Annotated in this window: 15 protein-coding genes; 8 read left to right on the forward strand and 7 right to left on the reverse strand. The window is 70.9% G+C overall.

The features are described 5' to 3' along the window. Positions 1-14: 14 nt before the first annotated feature. Positions 15-851, reverse strand: a complete 837-nt coding sequence (locus OEB96_RS18515; protein ID WP_266217448.1) for a nuclear transport factor 2 family protein — start codon at positions 849-851, stop codon at positions 15-17. Between the two features lie 48 nt (positions 852-899). On the opposite strand from OEB96_RS18515, the gene OEB96_RS18520 reads away from it, so the two are divergent. Both OEB96_RS18520 and OEB96_RS18525 read left to right on the forward strand, forming a co-directional pair. Beyond that, the gene (locus OEB96_RS18520; protein ID WP_266217449.1) at positions 900-1,694 is read left to right on the forward strand and encodes a methyltransferase; all 795 of its coding nucleotides are present in this window, start codon (positions 900-902) and stop codon (positions 1,692-1,694) included. A gap of 27 nt (positions 1,695-1,721) precedes the next feature. After that, positions 1,722-2,105, forward strand: a complete 384-nt coding sequence (locus tag OEB96_RS18525; RefSeq protein ID WP_266217450.1) for a RidA family protein — start codon at positions 1,722-1,724, stop codon at positions 2,103-2,105. A gap of 12 nt (positions 2,106-2,117) precedes the next feature. On the opposite strand, the gene OEB96_RS18530 is transcribed toward OEB96_RS18525, so the two are convergent. Further along, the gene (locus OEB96_RS18530; protein WP_266217452.1) at positions 2,118-3,251 is read right to left on the reverse strand and encodes a lanthionine synthetase LanC family protein; all 1,134 of its coding nucleotides are present in this window, start codon (positions 3,249-3,251) and stop codon (positions 2,118-2,120) included. Between the two features lie 80 nt (positions 3,252-3,331). After that, positions 3,332-3,517, reverse strand: coding sequence for a hypothetical protein (locus OEB96_RS18535; RefSeq protein ID WP_266217453.1), 186 nt, complete (start codon positions 3,515-3,517; stop codon positions 3,332-3,334). Between the two features lie 312 nt (positions 3,518-3,829). Here OEB96_RS18535 and OEB96_RS18540 point away from each other — a divergent pair, with 312 nt between their 5' ends. Then, positions 3,830-4,984, forward strand: coding sequence for a lanthionine synthetase LanC family protein (locus OEB96_RS18540; protein WP_266217455.1), 1,155 nt, complete (start codon positions 3,830-3,832; stop codon positions 4,982-4,984). Between the two features lie 14 nt (positions 4,985-4,998). Next, entirely contained in the window at positions 4,999-6,267 is a 1,269-nt protein-coding gene (locus OEB96_RS18545) for a JmjC domain-containing protein (protein ID WP_266217457.1), read from the forward strand. 32 nt (positions 6,268-6,299) lie between these two features. Here the strand turns inward: OEB96_RS18545 and OEB96_RS18550 are convergent, their stop codons facing one another. Further along, on the reverse strand, positions 6,300-7,646 hold the full coding sequence (locus OEB96_RS18550; protein WP_266217459.1) for an arginase family protein: 1,347 nt from the start codon (positions 7,644-7,646) through the stop codon (positions 6,300-6,302). A gap of 141 nt (positions 7,647-7,787) precedes the next feature. Between OEB96_RS18550 and OEB96_RS18555 the strand changes: the two genes are divergently transcribed. Genes OEB96_RS18555 through OEB96_RS18570 form a run of 4 tightly spaced genes read left to right on the forward strand, consistent with a single transcriptional unit; the run spans position 7,788 to position 15,097 of the window. Then, positions 7,788-10,916, forward strand: coding sequence for a lantibiotic dehydratase (locus OEB96_RS18555; RefSeq protein ID WP_266217460.1), 3,129 nt, complete (start codon positions 7,788-7,790; stop codon positions 10,914-10,916). A 52-nt stretch (positions 10,917-10,968) separates the two neighbouring features. Beyond that, entirely contained in the window at positions 10,969-12,936 is a 1,968-nt protein-coding gene (locus OEB96_RS18560; RefSeq protein WP_266217462.1) for a RiPP maturation radical SAM C-methyltransferase, read from the forward strand. Then, positions 12,933-14,153 carry a JmjC domain-containing protein gene (locus OEB96_RS18565; RefSeq protein ID WP_266217463.1) on the forward strand — a complete coding sequence of 407 codons (1,221 nt, stop codon included), beginning with the start codon at positions 12,933-12,935 and terminating at the stop codon, positions 14,151-14,153. Before OEB96_RS18560 ends, OEB96_RS18565 begins: the two co-directional genes overlap by 4 nt. A 23-nt stretch (positions 14,154-14,176) precedes the next feature. Beyond that, the gene (locus OEB96_RS18570) at positions 14,177-15,097 is read left to right on the forward strand and encodes a JmjC domain-containing protein (RefSeq protein ID WP_266217465.1); all 921 of its coding nucleotides are present in this window, start codon (positions 14,177-14,179) and stop codon (positions 15,095-15,097) included. On the opposite strand, the gene OEB96_RS18575 is transcribed toward OEB96_RS18570, so the two are convergent. Genes OEB96_RS18575 through OEB96_RS18585 form a run of 3 tightly spaced genes read right to left on the reverse strand, consistent with a single transcriptional unit; the run spans position 15,075 to position 19,109 of the window. After that, the gene (locus OEB96_RS18575; RefSeq protein ID WP_266217466.1) at positions 15,075-17,144 is read right to left on the reverse strand and encodes a sulfotransferase; all 2,070 of its coding nucleotides are present in this window, start codon (positions 17,142-17,144) and stop codon (positions 15,075-15,077) included. The genes OEB96_RS18570 and OEB96_RS18575 overlap by 23 nt on opposite strands. A gap of 2 nt (positions 17,145-17,146) precedes the next feature. Next, positions 17,147-17,941, reverse strand: coding sequence for a sulfotransferase family protein (locus tag OEB96_RS18580; RefSeq protein WP_266217468.1), 795 nt, complete (start codon positions 17,939-17,941; stop codon positions 17,147-17,149). Positions 17,942-17,948: 7 nt separating this feature from the next. After that, complete coding sequence (locus OEB96_RS18585) at positions 17,949-19,109, reverse strand: sulfotransferase family protein (protein WP_266217469.1); 1,161 nt, start codon at positions 19,107-19,109, stop codon at positions 17,949-17,951. Positions 19,110-19,113 lie beyond the last annotated feature (4 nt).

Raw genomic sequence — 19,113 nt, forward strand, 5'->3', positions numbered from 1 at the left:
GCGCGTGGTCGGGGCTAGTGGACGCTCCTTGGGGAGGACCCACCCAAGAGCAGGAGCTCGGCAATCCTGCCATGCTCGACTCTGGCGATCGCGGCCACGTCGGGGCCATTGCCGGTGAGGATCGCGGCGGCATGGCTTCCTCCGATCGTGACGGCCTCGACCCGTCGCACTCCGCCCTCGCCGCGTAGGCCGGCCCATACCCAGGTTGGGTCGCGGGTGGGTTCGTGGCCGGGTCCCGACTGGTCGGGCAGACCAATGGCCTCGATGTTCACGTCGCGCATGGTTTGCAGCCACGCGTCACGCGGCGCCGCGGCGAGCTCGGCGAACAGGGACTGCGCTCGTTGGGGGGACAGGGCAGGCATCATCGCGCGCCCGAATGCGAGCGCGGCTCCGGGACCCAGGCCGGTCAGCAGCCGCCCTCCGTGGCGAACGAGCCCGAGCCAGCCGCGAAGGCCACGTTGCAGGTGCCAGATCACCGGGCCGCGCGGGTTCCAGAACGCGCGCATCGAGGTGATGATCGAGCCCCGCAGGCGGTACTCGAGGATCGCCTCGACTTCGAGCGGCTCGGCAGCCACGGGAGTGACGGTCTCGATGGTCACCTGCCGCACGACCACGGTGGGCGACACGAACTCGCGGCGAGGGCGGAACACGACGCTTCGCTGGGGCGCGATGAACACCCGCCAGAACGCGGCCATGCGCTGGGGCCCGGTGTAGCGGGCGGCTCCCACCGGATCCTCGATGAAGGCATCCGAGGAGAACAGGCCGACCCACCCCGACTGGTCCTTGCGGAGCACGGCGGCGGGCGATGCCTCCACGATCGCGAGGGGATCGAGGTCGGGGGGGGATGGCACGCCCTCACGTACCACGGTGGGCGGCGTTTCGCTATGCTCTGGGCCCTCGTGCTCTGGTATACCGACGACTCGTTCTTCGACACGGTGCTGGTGGTGGCGCTCTTGATGGTGCCCATGACCGCCGTGTCGATGCGCTTCATGAAGGCGCCCTACGGGCGCTTCGCCGCCAAGCGAGGCTGGCTCGCCGTCAACGCCCGGTTGGGGTGGATGCTCATGGAGCTGCCGGCCACGCTGGTGTTCTGGCCGTGCTTCCTCTCGGGGCCGCGCGCGTGCGAGACGGTGCCCATGATCCTCGCGGGGATCTGGGGCATCCACTACCTCAACCGCGGCTTCGTGTTCCCGTACCTCATCCGGGTGCCCAAGCGAGGCGGGGCGACCTTCGGGCTGCCGGTGTGGGGCACCGGGATCGTCGTGACGTCCATGCACGGCTATCTCAATGGCACGTTCTTCTCGCGCCTGGGCCAGCACTTCACGGAGGAGTGGCTCGCCGATCCACGATTCTTGTTCGGGGTGGCGCTCTACGCCGCGGGCCTGCTGCTCAACATCCACTCCGATGCGATCCTCCGCAACCTTCGCACGCGCGAGGAGGTGGAGCGCGGAGACAAGGTCTATCGCATCCCCCGCGGGGGCGGCTTCGCGTTCGTCAGCAATCCGCAGTACCTGGGCGAGCTGATGTGCTGGACCGGCTTCACGCTGTTCACGTGGTCGTTGCCCGGGGTGTTCATCCTGACGCTGTCGGCCGCCAACCTGGTGCCGCGCGCGGTGGAGACCCACCGCTGGTACCTCGAGCGCTTCCCCGACTACCCGCGCTCGCGGCGGGCCCTGGTGCCGTTCTTGTACTGACGGCAGCGGTGTGACTATCGTGGGGCCATGCAGCGCCAGCGCGTCCAATCGGGAGCCCCCTGGGAAGAGAAGGCTGGCTATTGCCGCGCGATTCGGGCCGGTGATCACGTCTACGTGACCGGCACGGTGGCGCTCGATCCCGGCGGGGTCGTGCATGCGCCCGGCGACGGCCATCGGCAGGCGCGACGCTGCCTCGAGATCATCGAGGAGGCGATCACCAAGCTCGGGGCGAGCCGCGAGCACATCGTGCGCACGCGCATGTACGTGACCGACATCTCCCGCTGGGAGGAGTTCGGACGGGCCCACGCGGAGTTCTTTGGCGAGCATCGACCGGCCACCACCATGGTGCAGGCCGGTCTCATCGGCGAGGAGTTCCTGATCGAGATCGAGGCCGACGCGGTGGTGGGCTAGGGAGGCCGTGCGTCAGTCGGGCCACAGCAAGAATCGCGAGGCCCAGTGGGGTGGCCGTGGCGAGATCGCGGCGACCCAAGCCAGGCCGATCCCCGCGAGGCCCTCGAGCATTCCCCAGGGAGCGCGGTCGGCGGGAGGGCGCGCGAGGTGGAGGCCATGCTCGAGCCAGCGCCGTGCTGCGTCGCGCAGGGGCTCGGCTCGCATGAGGTGATGGAGCAGCTGGAACGTGAAGGCGAGGCCCGCCGCGCCGTGACAGAAGCCGGCGTCGGGCTCACCGGCGCTGGCCAGATCGCGGGCGGCCGCTCGTACGGCCACGTCGACCGCCAGCTCGGACGGCTCGGCTCGTTGCAGGCTCGTGCCCGCTCCCCACAGCGCCGCCGCCACGCCGAGGTCGCCGTAGCACCACGCCAGGCGGCTCGCTACGGGCGGCCGGCCCTGGTAGGCCCTTCCCGGGAATCCTCCGTCGTGGAGCCGATGGCTCGAGAGCTGCGCCGTGGCGCGCTCGAGCAAGGGCACCGTGCGATGCGGTGCGATCCCGAGCCGCACCAGCCTGGCCAGGAACGCGATCACGCCAGCGCTGCCGTGCGCGAGCCCGAGGTCCTCGTAGTGGTCGGCGTCGCTGGCCGCCGCGCGCCAGGTGACGCCGTGGGTGGTGCTCAGGGCCGCACCCTCGAGGCGGTCGGCGATGGCGGCGAGCAACCGGCGGCTGTCACGGCGCGACAGCAGCAGGCGCTCGAGCTCGAGCACGCCGTGGCCCACGCGTCCGTAGGCGAGCTCCGCCGCATGTCTGGGCTCGGGATCCACCGTTTCGAACAGCACCACGTCGTGCACGTCCTCGGTCGGATCATCGTCCCAGCTCCATCCGCGCGGCTCGCTGTCGTGCCTTGGCTGGGGGTGCGCGAGCATGTGCTCGATTGCCCAGGCGACGCCCACCAGGCCGTCGTAGAGGCCCAGGCCCGCATGACCATCGGCGCGCTCGACCGCCATCGCGGCCAGCTCGAGCGAGCGAGTGGCGAGCTCGGGGCGCGCGAGGTGCTGCCCGGCATGGGCGAGGAACACGGCCGCGTCGGCAAGCTCGGTGGCGCTCCGGGCTCCGGGGTCGGCGTTGGCGAGCTCGACGGCGAGGTCTTCGAGCGCCTGCTCCACGAATCGAGCCGCTGCCCCGACGGACAGCGGCTCCCAACTCGCGCGAGCCCTGGAATCAGCGCGAAGAAGCGATGCCAAGGCTACGGGACGGTATGGCTGACGCCGGTGTTGTAGCAGAAGCCGGTTGCAGTACAGCGGCCGACGCGGCCAAAGAAGATGCTGGGCTGGCTGCTGCCTTCCTTGACGCTCTGGAGCGCGTCTTCATCCACGCGAACCGATTGCTTGTCGAGCTTGATGCGCTTCTTGATACCGTTGCTGTCACTCATGGTCGAGGTCTCCTTCTTGACGGATCACCGATGACCAACCGGACGCAGCAGCGACACGACTGGTCGAGGGCAGAGTCGAGGGTATGCGTCGACGATGGCGAGGGCAATGTGCTTTCGTCCCTGGGATCGGTCCGATCGTCCCAAAGTGTGAGCCGTGGGCGAAACCAACCGCGTGTTCCATGGGTCGATGGTCGGGGCGAGTGCTTCATACGAGGTTGTCGGGTGTCAACCAGGCATGTGAGCGACGTTCGTCGCTGGTGACGCCGGCGTTGTCCCGCGGTGGCGCTCCATGGTTCAATCGTCAACCGCGTCATGGAGTGGAGCCCCATCGTGGATCCTGCGGTCGCTCGCCACCACCGCGAGCTCGTGACGCAGTGGGTCGACGCCAACATCGCGGGCGTCGACGGCCTCGACGCCGTACACCTCGCGATGCTGCTGCTCTACGCCGATCTCGACGGCGACCATGACGTGGCCGCGCTGGTGAGCCGCGGAGTCGGCGAGGCGCTGTCGGAGCCCGGGCGCTTCGGGGCGTTCGTGGGGCCGTTCGCTGCGGCGTGGGCCCTGGCGGTGTTGCAGACGTCGGCGTGGAGCGGCATCGAGGCCGACGATCTACTGGTCGAGCTCGACGACGCCGCGCAGGCCTGCGTACGAGGAGCGCGAGCGATGTCCTACGGGCTGCGTGCGGGCGCTGCGGCTCCTGGCGGCTACTTGCTCGAGCGCGCCGAAGGATCCCGTGACGCTCGGTGGGCCCCTGCACTGCTCGACCGGCTGGAGGTCTGCGCGGTGCCTCGCCCCGAGGGCATCGCGCTCTACACCGATCCGCACTGGCTCTCCCCGCTCGTGGGCATCGAGCACCCGCGCGGCCGCTATGACCTGGGCATGGCCGATGGAGCAGCAGGGGCCGTCGCATTGCTGTGCGGTCTGGTCGAGCGGGGGATCGAGCGCTCGCGGGCATCCGAGCTGCTCGAAGGGGTGTGTTCGTGGCTCGTGGCGCAGGTCGAGCGCCATGGCGGCGTGCCGGCGTGGGTGTCGCTCGATGATCGGCCCGGTCCGATCGGCCTGGGCTGGTGCTCGGGAGCGGTGGGAGTGGCGATGAGCATGCATCGCGCGGGTCGAGCGCTGGCTCGGCCCGAGTGGTGCGATTGGGCCATCGATCAGGCCGAGCGCTGGACGCTCGGCTCCGCGTTGGGGGCGAGGGAGCCGGAGGCGAGCGCTGCGGGGTGCCTGTGCCACGGATCCGCCGGTGTCGTGTACGGCCTGGCTCGTCTCCATGGGGCATCCGGGCGGCGATCGCTGCGAGCGGCGGCGCAGGCCTGGATCGATGCCCGGCTCGTGCCTCACTTCGTAGGCGAGCCCAGGGGTGCTCGAGCGGGGGCCACCTTGCTCGGTCGGCTCGGTGGAGCGCTGGTCTTGTCGTCGATGGGCTCGGAACGTCCGCCGAGCTGGAGTCGTCTGCTGCTCTGCTAGCCGTGTGAGCCGACATGCCCGACACCGATCGAGACCTCACGCGGACGTACGAGCAGGTTCGGCTCGCCTGGGAGCAGCGACCCGTGCACGTGCCGGCGCCGTGGTCCCGGCCGTTTGCGAGCGAGGCGCTGGTGATGGATGCGCTGCGCGCCGCGGCCGATCGCATGCGCCGCGACGGGATGGGGACCCAGCGCATGCGTTGCTTCGTGGAGACCATGCAGGTCGAGGCCGACGTGGGCGACCTCCTGCCGCAGCGAGGCGAGGACCTCGGTGGCTATCATGCGCGGGCCAAGGCGCGGGTCGGTGGTCGCGGCTTTGCGCTGATCGCAGACGAGCTCGACCACGTGAGCCGACCGCTGTGGTTGGCGGCCACCGAGCTCGTCGGGCCCATCGTGGCCGGGACCTCGCCCCGACACTCCTCGATCGGGGTGTTCCTGGGCGACGGGCGGTTCACGGGCTTTGGGCTCCACCGCGATCCGCACTCGACCCTGATGGTGGTGGTGCGTGGTCGCAAGCGCCTGCGCCTGTGGCCTGGCGATGGGGTGCTCGAAGCGGCCCTGGTGGCGCACGGTCGTAGCACGCGCTACGAGGCGCTGCTCGACGACTCGATCGTGATCGACGCGCAGGAAGGCGACCTCGTCTACTGGCCATCCTCCTACCATCACGTGGCCGAGAACCCCGAGGGCACGCTCAGCCTCACCGTGAACCTCGCATTCGGCAGCGAGCAGGTGACCCCCCAGCTGCTGTGGCGGCACTATCGACAGCAGTGGTTTCGTCGCGTGGGCGAGCTCGAGGAGCCGAGCTGTACTCGCGACGGACGGGTCGACCTCGAGGCGATCGAGGCCGCGTGCACGGCGATCGAGGCCGTGGTCCCCGACCCACGCGCGGCCCGGCAGGCGGTGCGACGCTCGCTGGCCGTGGAGCTGCTGCGCCTCGAGACCGCGCTGGGGTTTGGTGCCCCGCCGCTCGTCGACGGGGTCGAGCTCGGAGACGACGCGGTGGTGCGATGCGTTCCCGGGCGACCGATCCGCGTCGAGCAGCTTCGCGAGGCAGGGCTCGTCGTTGCTGCCCAGGGGCACGTGCTCGAGCTCCGCGACGAGCCCCGGATCGCAGCGCTGTTGGAGGGCGTTCGCGGCGATCGCCCGAGGCGCGTGGACGGGCTGGTCGATGCTGCGCAGCGTGCTCCCGGGGCCGCCGAGCGGGGCGAGCTGTTGGAGTTGCTCCACGCGCTCGCCCGCATCGGGGCGGTGCAGGTGGTGGAGCGGACGGGGGACGAGCGGTGAAGTCCTCGTGGCCTGCGTGCGGTCGGGATGCTTCAGCGTGGAGCCGATGCGCGCGCGAGGCGGTCGATCATCAGCACCAGCAGGGCGGGCAGCTCGAGGGGCTCTTCGCGCGTGGTGCCGTTGCTCGGGCACAGCTCCACGATGTCGGCCGCGATCACTCGCCGTTCCTCCATGATGATGCGCACCGCATCGTAGAGCTCGTGCCACTCGAGGCCAGTGCCGGCCGGGGTCGAGACGCGGCCTCGCATGGCCTCGGTCGAGAGCACGTCGAGATCGATGCTCAGGTACACCGGGCGCTCGGCGGGGATCGAGCGCAGCAGGGCCTGCAGCCGCTCGGGGGTCGCGATGAGCCGCTTGGTCTCGGCCAGCGAGTAGGGGTGCAGGCGCGGGGCGAGCCCGGAGCCGGCGAGATCGTCGTAGCCACGCGCGTTGGGGTCGAGCCCCGCTCGCAGCCCGAACGAGTACACGCTCTGCAGGTTGGAGTGGGCCAGCAGGCCACGAATGGGCAGGGCGTGATCGAAGGCGATGCGGTCGTCGTAGAGCGCGTCGTGGTGGGCGTCGAAGTGGATGAGGCACAGATCGGGGTGGTGGTGCAGCAGGGCGTGCACGATGGGAAACGTGATCGCGTGGTCGCCTCCAATGAACACCGTGGGGCGCTCGGCCTCGATCACGGTGCGATCGACCACGGTGCGGAGCTCCTCGAACAGCGCGCGGACGGTTCGGGCGTCGGCCCCCACGTCACCACCGTCCTCGAGCACGACGCCGCGGGCCAGGGGCTCGGGCAGGCTGCCGTTGCAGGCGATCTCGGAGTAGAACCCACGACGATGGGCGTCGAACCATGTGCCCATGCGCATGGTGAGCTGGCGCAGGTAGCCGGGGCCGAGCACGGTACCGCTCGACACCGGGCGCGAGGCCACCGGGACCCCCACCACCACCACGTGGGCGTCGGAGTCGTCGAGGTCGGTGGGTACGTGGAACAAGCTGCGCGGCGGCAGCGAGTAGCCCAGGCCGGCATCCGCGAAGTCGTCCACCTGCGCGCGCAGCCGGGTGTCGGGGTCGGGATCGGCGTTGGCGTCGGCGTCGGCGCTGGAGGTCCCGGGGGGAGCCTGCTCGAGGTAGCCCGCGGCCCACAGCCGCTCGACGTGAGCCTGGCGCTCCGGCTCGTCGGCGAACAATGCCGCGATCTCGTCGGGGGTGAGTGTCCCCTTGGCCGAGGCACTCGCGGCGAGCTGCTCGAGCGTTTCGAACAGCGGCGAGGAGATCCGCTGGGTCGGCACCACCAGCACGCATCGTTCCTGCGCACGAGCGTCGTAGACGTAGCAGTGCGGGCCGAGCCGTGCGAAGGCAAGGGAGGGGATGAGTCGAAGGGAGCTCAACATCGACCTCGTACGATCGTGATGCCCACGCGTCAATGCTCATCCGTCGGGATCGCATCGAGAATTGGCTGCGATCACGATCACGATCATGATCATGGGAGGCCTCGACCGAGGTAGCCAGCGATGGGGGAGACGCACGCTGAAGTGGAACGGCTGCGAACGGCGAGCGGGACCTACGAGGTTTCCGGCTTCTTCGCGTGGCGAGTGCCGCTGTTGTCGTGGGACGAGCTGATGTCGCTGTTCCACGACGAGGAGGGACGGAGGTGGGAGAGCCCGCTGCTGCGCGAGGCGATCTGGCTGGCATCGCCGGGTCTGCTCGAGGCGGTCGATGGCGAGCGCAGGGGTCCCGGGGGACGGCCCTCGCCGGCCGTGGACGCGGCGGTGCGGCGCTACCTGGTGCGCGCCGCCACCCGGCCCACGCCGTTCGGGCTGTTCGGAGCCTGGTGTGCGGGCGAGCTGGGGAGCGAGGCGCGGCTCGAGCTGCTCCCGCGGGCCCGTACCACCCGCTGCTCCCGACTCGACGCCGCGATGCTCGAGGCGCTGGTCCGCGGGCTGCGGGCGAGCGTGCCCGCGGACCAGCGAAGCTACCGCCGCAACCCGACCTCGTACCGGGTGGGCGAGCGGCTTTGCTTTGGCGTGCAGACCGACGGCGGCCGAGCCGAGGGCTACGAGCTCGCGTCGGTGCTCGATCATCCGGTGGTCTCGGGGCTGCTCGAGCGCTGCGACGAGCCGCTGTCGGTGGCGGCCCTGGTCGAGCACGTGGTGTCGCTGGAGCCCGAGCTCGCGGCCGAGGACGCGGCCGCGCTGGTGCTGGAGCTGGTGGACGCGGGGCTGCTGCACGACGAGCTCACGCCTCCACTGACGACCGTGCACCCGCTCGAGGCGGTGGGCGCGGTGCTCGAGCGGACGGGAGCGCCACCAGAGCTGCGCGAGGCGCTGGCGCGGGTCGTCGCCTCGCTGCGGCGGCTCGATGCGCAGCTCGTGCCCGCCAAGGCGAGCTACGACGAGCTCGGGCGAGCGCTGGAGCGGCTGTCGGTGTCGATGCCCCCGGGCTGTCCCGTGCAGGTCGATGCCGAGCGACCCTGTGCCCGGGCCACGCTGCCGTTGCCCGTGGTGCGGGCGCTGCTCGCCGGAGTCGAGGCGATGCGGCGCCTCGGCGCGCGCCACGAGCCCTCGGCGCTCGACCGCTTTCGCGAGCGCTTCGAGGCTCGCTTCGGCGACGTCGAGGTCCCGCTCGGGCTTGCGCTCGACGAGGACCACGGGGTGGGCTTCGATGGGCTGCATCACCCCGCGCGGAGTCATCCGCTGCTCGTGGGTCTCGGGGGGCCCGCGTCGGTGCCCCGCGTGATCTGGGGGGAGCGCGAGCGTCGACTGTCGATGAAGCTCGAGGCCATCGATCGCGGCGGGGGGCTGGAGCTCGAGCTCGACGACGAGGATCTGCAGGCCTGCGCCGAGGTGGGGCCGCTTCCGTCCTCGTTTGCCGTACACGGCATGCTGCTGGGGAACGCCGACGACGTGGCCCGGGGGCGCTTCACTGTTGCGTGCAGCTCGTGGGCGGGACCCCCGGGAGGGCGCACGCTGGGCCGGGCGGCGCACCTCGGCGGGCTCGAGCGGGGCATCGCGGCGCTGATGCAGAGGGAGCAGGCCGTCCATGGCGAGGCCGTGGTCGCCGAGATCGTCCACCATCCCGATCACCCCGAGCGCATGGCCAACGTCACCCGAAGGCCGCGGCTGCTGGCGCACGAGATCGACTGTCTGGGGCCCTCGTCGGCGCCACCCGGCATGCGGATCGGGCTCGATGATCTGTGGCTGAGCGTGCGCGGCGGGCGGCTGTGCTTGCGCTCGCGCCGGCTCGGGCGCGAGGTCGTGCCGCGCCTGACGGCGGCGCACAGCTTTCGCCAGCCATGGCACCTGCCGGCCTATCGATTCCTGTGCGAGATGCAGCACGACCCGCGGGTCGGCGCGCAGAGCTGGAGCTGGGGTCCGTTCGAGAGCCGCACCTTCCTGCCGCGCGTGCGATACCGACGGGCGATCCTCGCCCCGGCGTGCTGGAGCCTGGCCGGCGCATCGATCCCCCGCACGCAGGGTCGGGCACCCGACGAGCTGCTGGCCGAGATCTCCGCCTTGCGCCGCCAGTGGGGCATTCCCCGCTGGGTGACCGTCGACGAGCTCGCGGTCGATCTCGAGGATCCCACCATGATCGAGCTCGGGCTGCGCGGGCCCGAGCGTGGTGCAGTGGTGCGCCTGGAGGAGCTGCTGCCCGCCACGCTCGGGATGCCGGCGATGGGTCCCGAGGGGCGCTATGTGCACGAGCTGACGGTTCCGTTCGTTCGCCACGAGGACGTCGGTGAGCATTCCGCGATCGCTCGCCCCCCCGACGTCGTCTCGGTCGGCGAGCGGAGGCAGGCCGTGCTGGTCCCGGGCTCGTCATGGCTGCAGATCAACGTATTCGCGGGGGGCCGCACCATCGATGCCTTGCTCGTGGGTCCCGTGCTCGAGGCGCTTGGCGAGCTCGACGCGACCAGCCACCTGCGGCGATGGTTCTTCGTGCGCTACGACGACCCCGACCGTCACCTGCGGCTGCGGCTCGAGGGTGAGCCGCGGTGGCTGAGCCGGGAGGCGTGGCCCCATCTGCTGCAGGTGCTCTCGCCCCATGCCGAGGCGGGAGCGGTGCATCGCATCCAGGCCGACACCTACGCGCGCGAGCTCGATCGCTACGGTGGCATGCTGGGAATCGAGGCCGCAGAGTCGATCTTCTGCGCCGACAGCACGGCGGCGCTGGCGATGCTGCGCCTTGGCCCATGCGGACACGAGGCCCAGGTCCAGCGCATGCTGGCCAGCCTCGATGCGCTGGCCCGAGACCTCGGACTACGCACGCTCGAGCAGCGCCTGGCGGTCGCGCAGCAGTGTCGATCGAGATTCATCGACGAGCACGCGGACCCGGCCGCCATGCGGCGCGAGCTCGGTCGCCGCTATCGCACCCTCCGTCCCGCCTGTGAGGCTCTCGGGGCCGATCCTCCGCCGGTCGCGGTCGCGGAGCTCGAGGGGGTGCTCGCAGAGCGTGGCCGTGCCATCGCCGCCGCGCTCGCGCGACTGCGGGAGGCCGACCCGTCGCACGTGCTCCTCGGTGAGCCCGCTCGCTTGCTGCCCTCCTATTGGCACATGCACCTCAATCGCCTCCAATCCCATCCTTCGCGGACGCTGGAGACCGTGCTCTATGCGTTCCTGACCCGACTCTACGCGGCTCGCCGTGCTCGGTCGAGCCGAGCATGATCACCGAGCGTGGTCACCGAGGTACATCGTCATGCGCACTGCTCTCATCGCCATGCCCTGGGCCCAATGCGACATGCCCTCGGCCGCCCTGGGGATCTTGGCGGCCTTCGTTCGGGATCGGCGTCCCGAGCAGCGCGTGTCGTGCGAGCATGCCTTCGTCGAGGTGGGGCAGCGCCTGGGTCGGATCTACGGCGTGGTGGCTGCGGACGATCGCATGGGCGAGGTGCTCTACGCCTCGTTGCTGCACCCCGAGAACGTCGCGCGCACGCAGGAGTATCTTCGGGGCTGGCTGGCCGAGCGAGACCATGACGAGCACGAGATCGACCGCGCCGTGGCCACGGTACACGGCGCTCTGCGCGAGCACGCCGAGGCGCTCGCCGAGCGGCTCGCGGGGCGCCACGAGCTGCTGGGCTTCACCACGTCGTACAACCAGCTGTTCGCCAGCCTGCTCGTGGCCAAGCTGGTGCGCGAGCGCGATCCCGACGTCCGCATCGTGCTCGGCGGGATGGGGGTGCCTCAGCCCACGGGGTCGTCGGTCCTCGAGCACTACCCGTTCGTGGACTACGTGATCCAGGGGGCGGGCGAGCAGCGGCTGGTGCAGCTGCTCGACCGGCTCGAGGCGGGTCGGCCCACGACCGAGCTCGAGGGGACGCTCGACCGCGCCGCGCCGGGGGCCGTGGGGGCGCACGCGGCCCCGCGCGAGGAGCTGCTCGATCTCGATGCGCTGCCGCGGCCCGACTACGACGCCTACGCCGAGCTGGCCGAGCGCCACGAGCTCCGCTGGACGATCCCGCTCGAGGGCTCGCGCGGGTGCTGGTGGGATCGCGTCGAGCGAACCGGCGACGTGATGGACACGTGCTACTTTTGCTCGCTCAACACCACCGCGTACCGCGAGAAGAGCCCGGCCCGGCTCGCCGCCGAGATGCACGAGCTCGCCGACCGCTACGAGGGCACGTCGTTTCGCTTCCTCGACAACATCATCAGGCGACGCGGGGTCGAGGAGCTCTGCGCCCACATCCGCGAGCGCGGACGCGACTATCGCTTCTTCTACGAGGTGCGGGCCCAGATCTCTCCCTACGAGCTGCTGTGCCTGTGGGAGGCCGGGTGCTTGGAGGTGCAGATCGGCATCGAGGGGCTCTCCACGGGCTACTTGCAGCGCATCGGCAAGGGGACCACCACGATCCAGAACCTCCAGGCCATGCGCACGTGCTACGAGCTCGGAATCTCGAGCGCTTCGAACCTCATCGTCGACTTCCCCGGGGCAACGGCGGCCGAGGTCGCGCAGACCCGGGAGACGATCCTCCGGCATGCGATCGCGTACCAGCCCGCCGATCTGGCCTCGTTCGCCGTGTATCCCAACAGCTCGGTCCATCGCCTCCCCGAGCGCTTCGGGGTGGCCTCGATGAGCAACGCCGAGGAGTTTCGCCATGCCCTGCCCGAGCCGCTGTGGCAGGCGCTCGAGCTGTTCTGGAAGGACGTGCGCTACGAAGACGAGGCCGTGGACTGGTCGCCGGTGCAGGAGGCGTGCGTGCGGTGGAGGAGGCTCCACCGTGCGCTCGGGGCCAGCTCGGGGGTGCAGTGGTTCTCGAGGCTGCGCACGCTCTCGTACCGGGACGGGGGGGCCTTCCTCGAGATCATCGATCGAAGGGGCCAGCTCGAGCGACCCGGTCACGAGCTCGTCACGCTGCAGGGGGCCGCGCGCGAGATCTTCCTCGAGTGCCTCGAGATCCAGTCGCGGGCCGACGTGATGCGGCGGTTCGCACCCGAGCACGGCGAGGCGAAGGTGATGGGGATCCTCGACGAGCTCGTCGCCGAGGATCTGCTGTTTCACGAGCGAGGGCGGCTGCTCTCGCTCGCCGTGGCCGAGCGACCCGAGGCCGCGGCCGCACGCATCCGCAAGGCTCACGCACGCCGCCGCCGCGCATCGGCGGCCCCGGCCGGACCTCGTCTGGCGGTGCTGAGCACGCCTCGGGTGGGCGAGCCCGCCTCGACCGATCCCGCTTCAGGAGCACCGCGATGAACGATCCCTCGCTCCCTTCTCGAGCGCCCCTCGAGACCCTCGTGGGTCGGGCTCGCGCCGAGGAATTCGCGCGCAGCGCCTGGTGGCCGCGACCCTTCGTCGCCCATGGCTCGGTGGATCGCTTCGGGATCTCGCGCGAGCTGGTCTCGGCTCCCTACGACGAGCTGATTCGCGACTACGAGGGCGAGCGACGGGTCTGGTGCAACGATCGGCACGGTGCGCAGCGGATGATCCAGGTCCACGATGGTGATCTGGCCGCGTGTGCGCTCCACTCGGGATCGGCCGTGACCCTCGAGTTCATCGACCGTACCCCCCACTTCGACGCGGGCTGGGGCCTCGAGGTGATCGAGGCGCTGGGCTACCCCGCGGTCCCGGCCCTGCTGGCGGTGACGTGCTTCGTGACTCCGGCGGGCACCGGGGCCAACAAGCACCTCGATGCCGCGCCGTTCTTCATCCTGCAGGTGCGCGGGCGCAAGCACTGGTGGGTGGCCGAGAACCGCGAGGCACCTCATCCCCTCGAGGGCTGGGGGCCGAGCTGGGTGACCCCGGTGCCGCCCGAGCTTCGCGCCCACGCCGCTCGGATCTCGGGTGAGATGCCCCCCGATTGCGAGCACTTCGAGCTGGGCCCCGGCGATGTGCTCTACGTGCCGGGGGGCGCCTGGCATCGCACGCACTGCGACGAGACCTCGCTCTCGCTCAGCTTCATCCCGAGGGTGCCTTCATGGGCTCAGGTGATCATCGATCACCTCGTGGAGCACCTGCGGGCCCAGCCCGCGTGGCGTGCCCCCGCCGTGGGGCTGTCGTTGCCGGGGGGCGACGAGGCCTCGGCCCGGGCCCATCTCGATGGCCTGCTCGAGCCGCTCCGCGCCGAGCTGCGCGAGCTGGATGCACGGACCTTGCTCGAGCGCGCGACCTTGCGAGCCATGCTTCCGCAGCTGAGCGCCGAGGAGCTGTGGAGCCCTCGCTACCGCGCGGCGGCGGCCACGATCCGCGGGGTGGAGGACGGGCTCGAGCTGATCACCGAGCACGCCGAGATCACCGTGGATCGATCGCTGGCCGCGCTGTGTCGCTGGGCGCTCGAGAGCACGAGCCCCTTTTGCATCGCGGCGGCCTGCGAGCGAGCGCGAGGGGTCCTGGCCCCGCGCGAGGTCGTGAGCCTGCTTCGCACCTTGGTGGAAGCGTGCGCCCTCGTCGACGAATTCTCTACGGGGCAGTGACCCCGGAGCCCAGAGTCACGCTCATGGAACGCGCGGATGTCGATGCTCTGGACGCGTTCGTGGGACCCGAGCACAGCCCCGGCTTTCGCGGCCTTGCCTGGCCCACGGCGCCGTTTCGGGCGAGGGCGACGGGGGCGTGCGAGGCCATGGGGGAGCTTCGATCGCAGCCGATCCGGGAGCTGATCGCGGGCTACCGAGGCCACCGTCGGGTGTGGCATCGCGGACGCGACGGCATCGAGCGCATGCTCGAGGTGCGGGAGCCGGAGCTCGCCGTCTCGCTGTATGAAGCGGGTTGCACTGTCATGCTCGCGCATGCACACCTCGATCGCCGCATTCCCGCCGCCTGGATCCGTGGGCTCGGGCGCTCGCTGGGGCTGCCCGAGCACCCCGAGGCCGTCGCGGGCACGCTGTTCGCCTCTCCCGGGGGTGGAGGCGCAAGCCTGCACTGCGACCGCTCGGCGTTCTTCGTGGTCCAGCTCCGCGGCCGCAAGCGCTGGCGGGTGGCCGAGAATCAGGTCCCGTTCCCCACGCGCGGCTGGGGGCCCGAGCGGGGCACGCCGATGCCATGGGAGCTGCGCGCGGCGGGGGTGTCTCGGCACTCGACGCTGCCCGAGCATGCCCAGGCCTTCGAACTCGAGGAGGGCGATGTGCTCTACGTGCCCGCGGTTGCGTGGCACCAGACATGGGCACACGAGGAGTCGCTCTCGCTCACGTTGATCCCCTCGGTGCCGCGCTGGTACCAGCTGGTGTCGAAGGTGATGAGGTCGCGCTTGATGGCGGACGCGCATGCCCGCATGCCGGCGTCGCTCGTGGGGCCGCAGGCGGCGGCGCTGGAGCCCATGGTGGCCGGCTTGCTCGAGGCGCTCGTGGAGCAGCTCGGCACACTGTCGCTCGACGAGCTGCGAGCGGCGGCGGCCGCCATCAGCGACGAACCGACGCGGTGAACGCATGGATCCGGGCCTGGATGCTCTGCAGCCCGGGAAGGAGCGGCTCGATCGCTTCGCGCTCGCGGGCCCACTTGTCGGGCGCCGGGGCCGAGACGGTGTGACGCGAGAGCGGCAGGTCGCGGTTCGCCGTTGGCGCGTCGAGGGGGGTGGGGATCTCCGCGAAGTCGCACAGCATCTGCAGGGTGGTCCGGGGCCTGGCGACGAGCTGCTCGTACTCGATGGTCGTCCAGCGGTGCGCATCGATGCTTGCGAGCGCGTCCATGATCGCAGCATTGGTCGCGGCCCACTGGAACGCTGCCACCTCGGCCAGCGGACGGCCGTCGAGCGGCTCCCACTGCGGCGGGAGCAGCAGCGACCACCTTCGCGCCGTCCACCCGGGGAGCCGGGCACGGGTCACGAACCCACCCGAACGCCAGGCCTCCATGATGCTCGCGACGCTGCTGGCGGGGTCGCGATGCAGGTAGACGAAGCGGGCATCGGGCCACAGCGCGGCGAGCAGCGGCAGGCGCAGCGCATTGCGAGGGGTCTTCTCCAGCAGGCGAAGCGAGCGAGGCAGCTCGTCGGGGGGTAGGGCACAGAGGCGGGCGCCGCGGCCGTCGACGAGCTCGGTGAGCAAGCGGTGGCGCAGCGCTCGCTCGAGCTCCGGGGTGGCGTGCTCGGCCCCGAGCGCGTCCGAGCCGCTCGAGGCCGGAGCGACCGCGGCGAACACGTCGTCGCTCTCGCGTCCCAGACTCCATAGCGGCGGGCATCGGGTGAGCAGCTCGAACAGCATCGTGCTGCCGCTGCGAGGTGCGCTGACGATGAACACGGGGCGATCGAAGGTGGGAAGGACCTCCCAGGCGCGCTTGAGCAAGCCCTCGGCGAGCAGGTGATCGAGGGCCCCGCGCTTGCTCGACGATGCCGGCGCTTCGGGCTCGTGGGCGAAGCGCTCGAGCTCGGCGGAGAGGTTGCGACCTGCGGGCTCGGTGGGCAGCCGCGCGGGACAGCCCATCGCGTGGTGGGCAAGATGCTCCGCACCGCGGGCCGAGGCCTGGTATCGGGCGCTGGGGCTGGCGAGCGGAGCGGTGGCCGCGGCCTCACGCCCTTGCGCCGCACTCACGCTCTGCAGCGGAGCCGAGCGGTTGGAGACCTGCAGCACCGTGTTGATCACCGCCAGCGCCGAAGCGGCGGCACCGCCCGGCTCGAGCCCGCACCACAGGCCCCGCGGAAGCTCGTCGGCAAGCGCGGCGATGACCCCCGCGTACTCGAGTTCTCCGCTGCGATCGTGCCCATGGCGTTCGAACGCGGCCTGCCAGCGCGCGAGCAGCCGATCGAGGTGGCCTCGGAGCGCCGTGCGCATGCTCGTCGTGGTGTGCAGCACCTGCAGCTCGCGCCAGATCGTCTCCGTGAGCCCCTCGAGCTCGCTGGGCTCGAGCACGGCGAAGCGGTAGGGTTCGAACGGAAGCGCCGACGGCCGGGCTCCCGGGGCGAGCGCCACGTCCACGGGGGGGGCTCCGGAATCCGCGGCCGCGATCTTCTGCCACAGCGAGGGCGAGCCCAGGGTGTCGACCACCAGGTGGATGCGATCGATCGCGCTGGGGTTGTCCACGCGGTGGGGTCGCTCGTTGTCGAACGTCCAGCACTCGCCGGCCGCCATGTGGACCCGAAGGCCTCCGCACGAGAACGTGATCGACGGATCGGTGACGATCGGCACGTGGATCCGCAGGCGTCGCCACCAGTGGTAGTTGTCGTCGACGTGCTCGGGTACGGACTGGCCGGGGTGCAGTCGCATCAGGCGCGTGCGGCTGATCGGCACGTCGAGGCTCGCGAGCACCGCACGAAGGTGCTCGCAGCGCGCGAGGTGGGGGGTGGCACGCATGGGCCCCGCGATTGCGAAGTCGTCGTTGATGCTGCCGTGTGCGGTGACCAGGACGATCGACGAGCTCCCGAGGTAGCCGGTGGGATGCACCAACCATTCATCGTCGCCGAAGCAGGCGACCTCGGCTGCGAGCTCGGCGGGATCGAACCGCAGCGGCAGACGGACCAGAGCGTGCTCGAGTCGCATGGTCAGTAGCCCCAGCGCCGCAGGCAGGCGTGGAATTCGGGGGAGAGCGAGGCTTCCACGTCGACGGGGCTCTCACGCCACGCACCCACGTGGGTCGGTCGGTAGAACGCCCGGAAGGCCGAGTGCTCGGCGGGCTCGAAGGGAACCTCGGCAAAGCCCAGCAGCCGGCGTAGCAGGCCGTCGACGTCGAGCACGGCCTCTTCGTAGCGCAGCTCGATCCACCGCGCAGGATCGATGCGCTCGCGCCAGTGCTCCCACGCCAGCATGTACTTGAGCCACAGCGGCTCGGCGTCGCGCACGGTGGGGCGCCGCCAGTCCTGGGCACCGAACTCGGTGGGGCGTTCGAAGTTGCGCAGCTGCGAGGCGACCACGTCGCGACCATCGCGGATCGTCACCACCAGCCGCGCACCCGGCTCGCGTTCCATGATCGTGCCGAGGTGCTTGAGGTACGCGCCCGGCATGTTGTCCCCGTACACGAGCAAGCCGGCGCCCATGCGCCGCTCGGTCTCGCGAAACAGCCACGAGCGTACCTCGGCGTTGCTCATCCCCACGCGGAGGGTGGTGGCGGCCTCGTCGTATGGCGGACACTTCTGGGGCCATACGTGGGGCACGGAGTTGACGATGTGGGGTCCGTCGACCACCTGGGTCACCCGCCACGCGGCCCAGGGCTGGGGGTGGTACAGGCACAGCTCGTTGAAGATGCAGACTCGCGGGTGCTGCGAGAGCCCGGCACACAGCGCGGTGGTCCCCGTGCGCGGCGAGCCCGTGACGATGAGGGGGTGTGGATGGGAATTCATCGATGGGTCAGCTCCTCTCGAAGCGACCGACCCTCGACTCCACCCGTGCGATGAGCGGCCGTAGCGTGGGCAGCACGCGCATGAGCGCGGTCTCGTCGCGACGCCACTTGCCGGGCTCGGGAGGGGTGACGGTGGCGGCGGACTGAGGGAGGGGTGGGGTGCAGCGCTGGCGTGCACGCTCGTCGAGCGAGAGTCCGGCGAACGCGGCGATGGTCTCGATGGCGCCGAGCGGATCGGCCACGAGCTCGTCGAAGCGCAGCGCGTGCCGTTGGTCCGCGGGCAGCTCGTCCATCGCGGTGAGCATGTGGAGGGTGGCCTGGGTCCACTTGAGGGCGGCCACCTCGACCAGCGATGCGCCTGCGAGCGCTCGCCAGCCTGGCGGCACCAGCCCCAGCCAGCGCTCGGGGGGCCAGTGCTCGCCACCCGGCCATCCGGGCAGCCGCACGTTGAAGCCGGTGCTCGCGGCTCGGCGCCACTTCTCCATGATGCTGCTGAGCACGGCGCGAGGCTCACGAAACAGGAACACGAACCGTGCGTCGGGGAAGGCTCGGCGCAAGAACGGCACGCGTAGGCAGTTGCGTGGGGTCTTCTCGACCAGCCGAAGCGTGCGCGCGGACGAGTCGCCGCGGGGTCCGAACACCAGCTGGTCGTCGCGATCGCGCAGGCCCGCGGCGAACCCGACCCGAATTGCGGTGATGATCGGAGGGCTGGCGTCGGCCGCGGTGAGGACGTGGGAGTCGTGGCCGTGATCGTGGAGCGCCAGCCCCTGGAGTCGATCGATCACGTGGTAGCTCTCCGAGCCGATGCCGTGGACCTCGGGGAGCGACGTCGCGAGTTCGTAGAGCAGCGTGCTGCCCGAGCGCGGCGGCGAGATGATCACCACCGGGGCGTGGAGGCGGTCGGCGATCTCGCGGCCGTAGACGCGGTGGTGAAGGGCCGCGTCGGGCCAGGCCCGCAGGAGCTCGAGATGGCGGGCCAGCAGCGCGTCGAGGGGGGCGCGCTCGAAGAACACGGCGGTGGAGGCCACGCGTCCCTCGTGCGGTGTGGTGGGGATGTGCTGGATCGCTGGTGGGTGCTCGTCCAGGGCGGCGTCGAGCGCCCGGGCGAGCGCGGCCGAGCCAGACCACGTGGCCGGAGGCGGTTGGAGCTCGAGCGACAGCACGTGCATGGGT

This window comes from Paraliomyxa miuraensis (genome assembly GCF_026337845.1).
Taxonomy (GTDB): domain Bacteria; phylum Myxococcota_A; class Polyangia; order Nannocystales; family Nannocystaceae; genus Paraliomyxa; species Paraliomyxa miuraensis.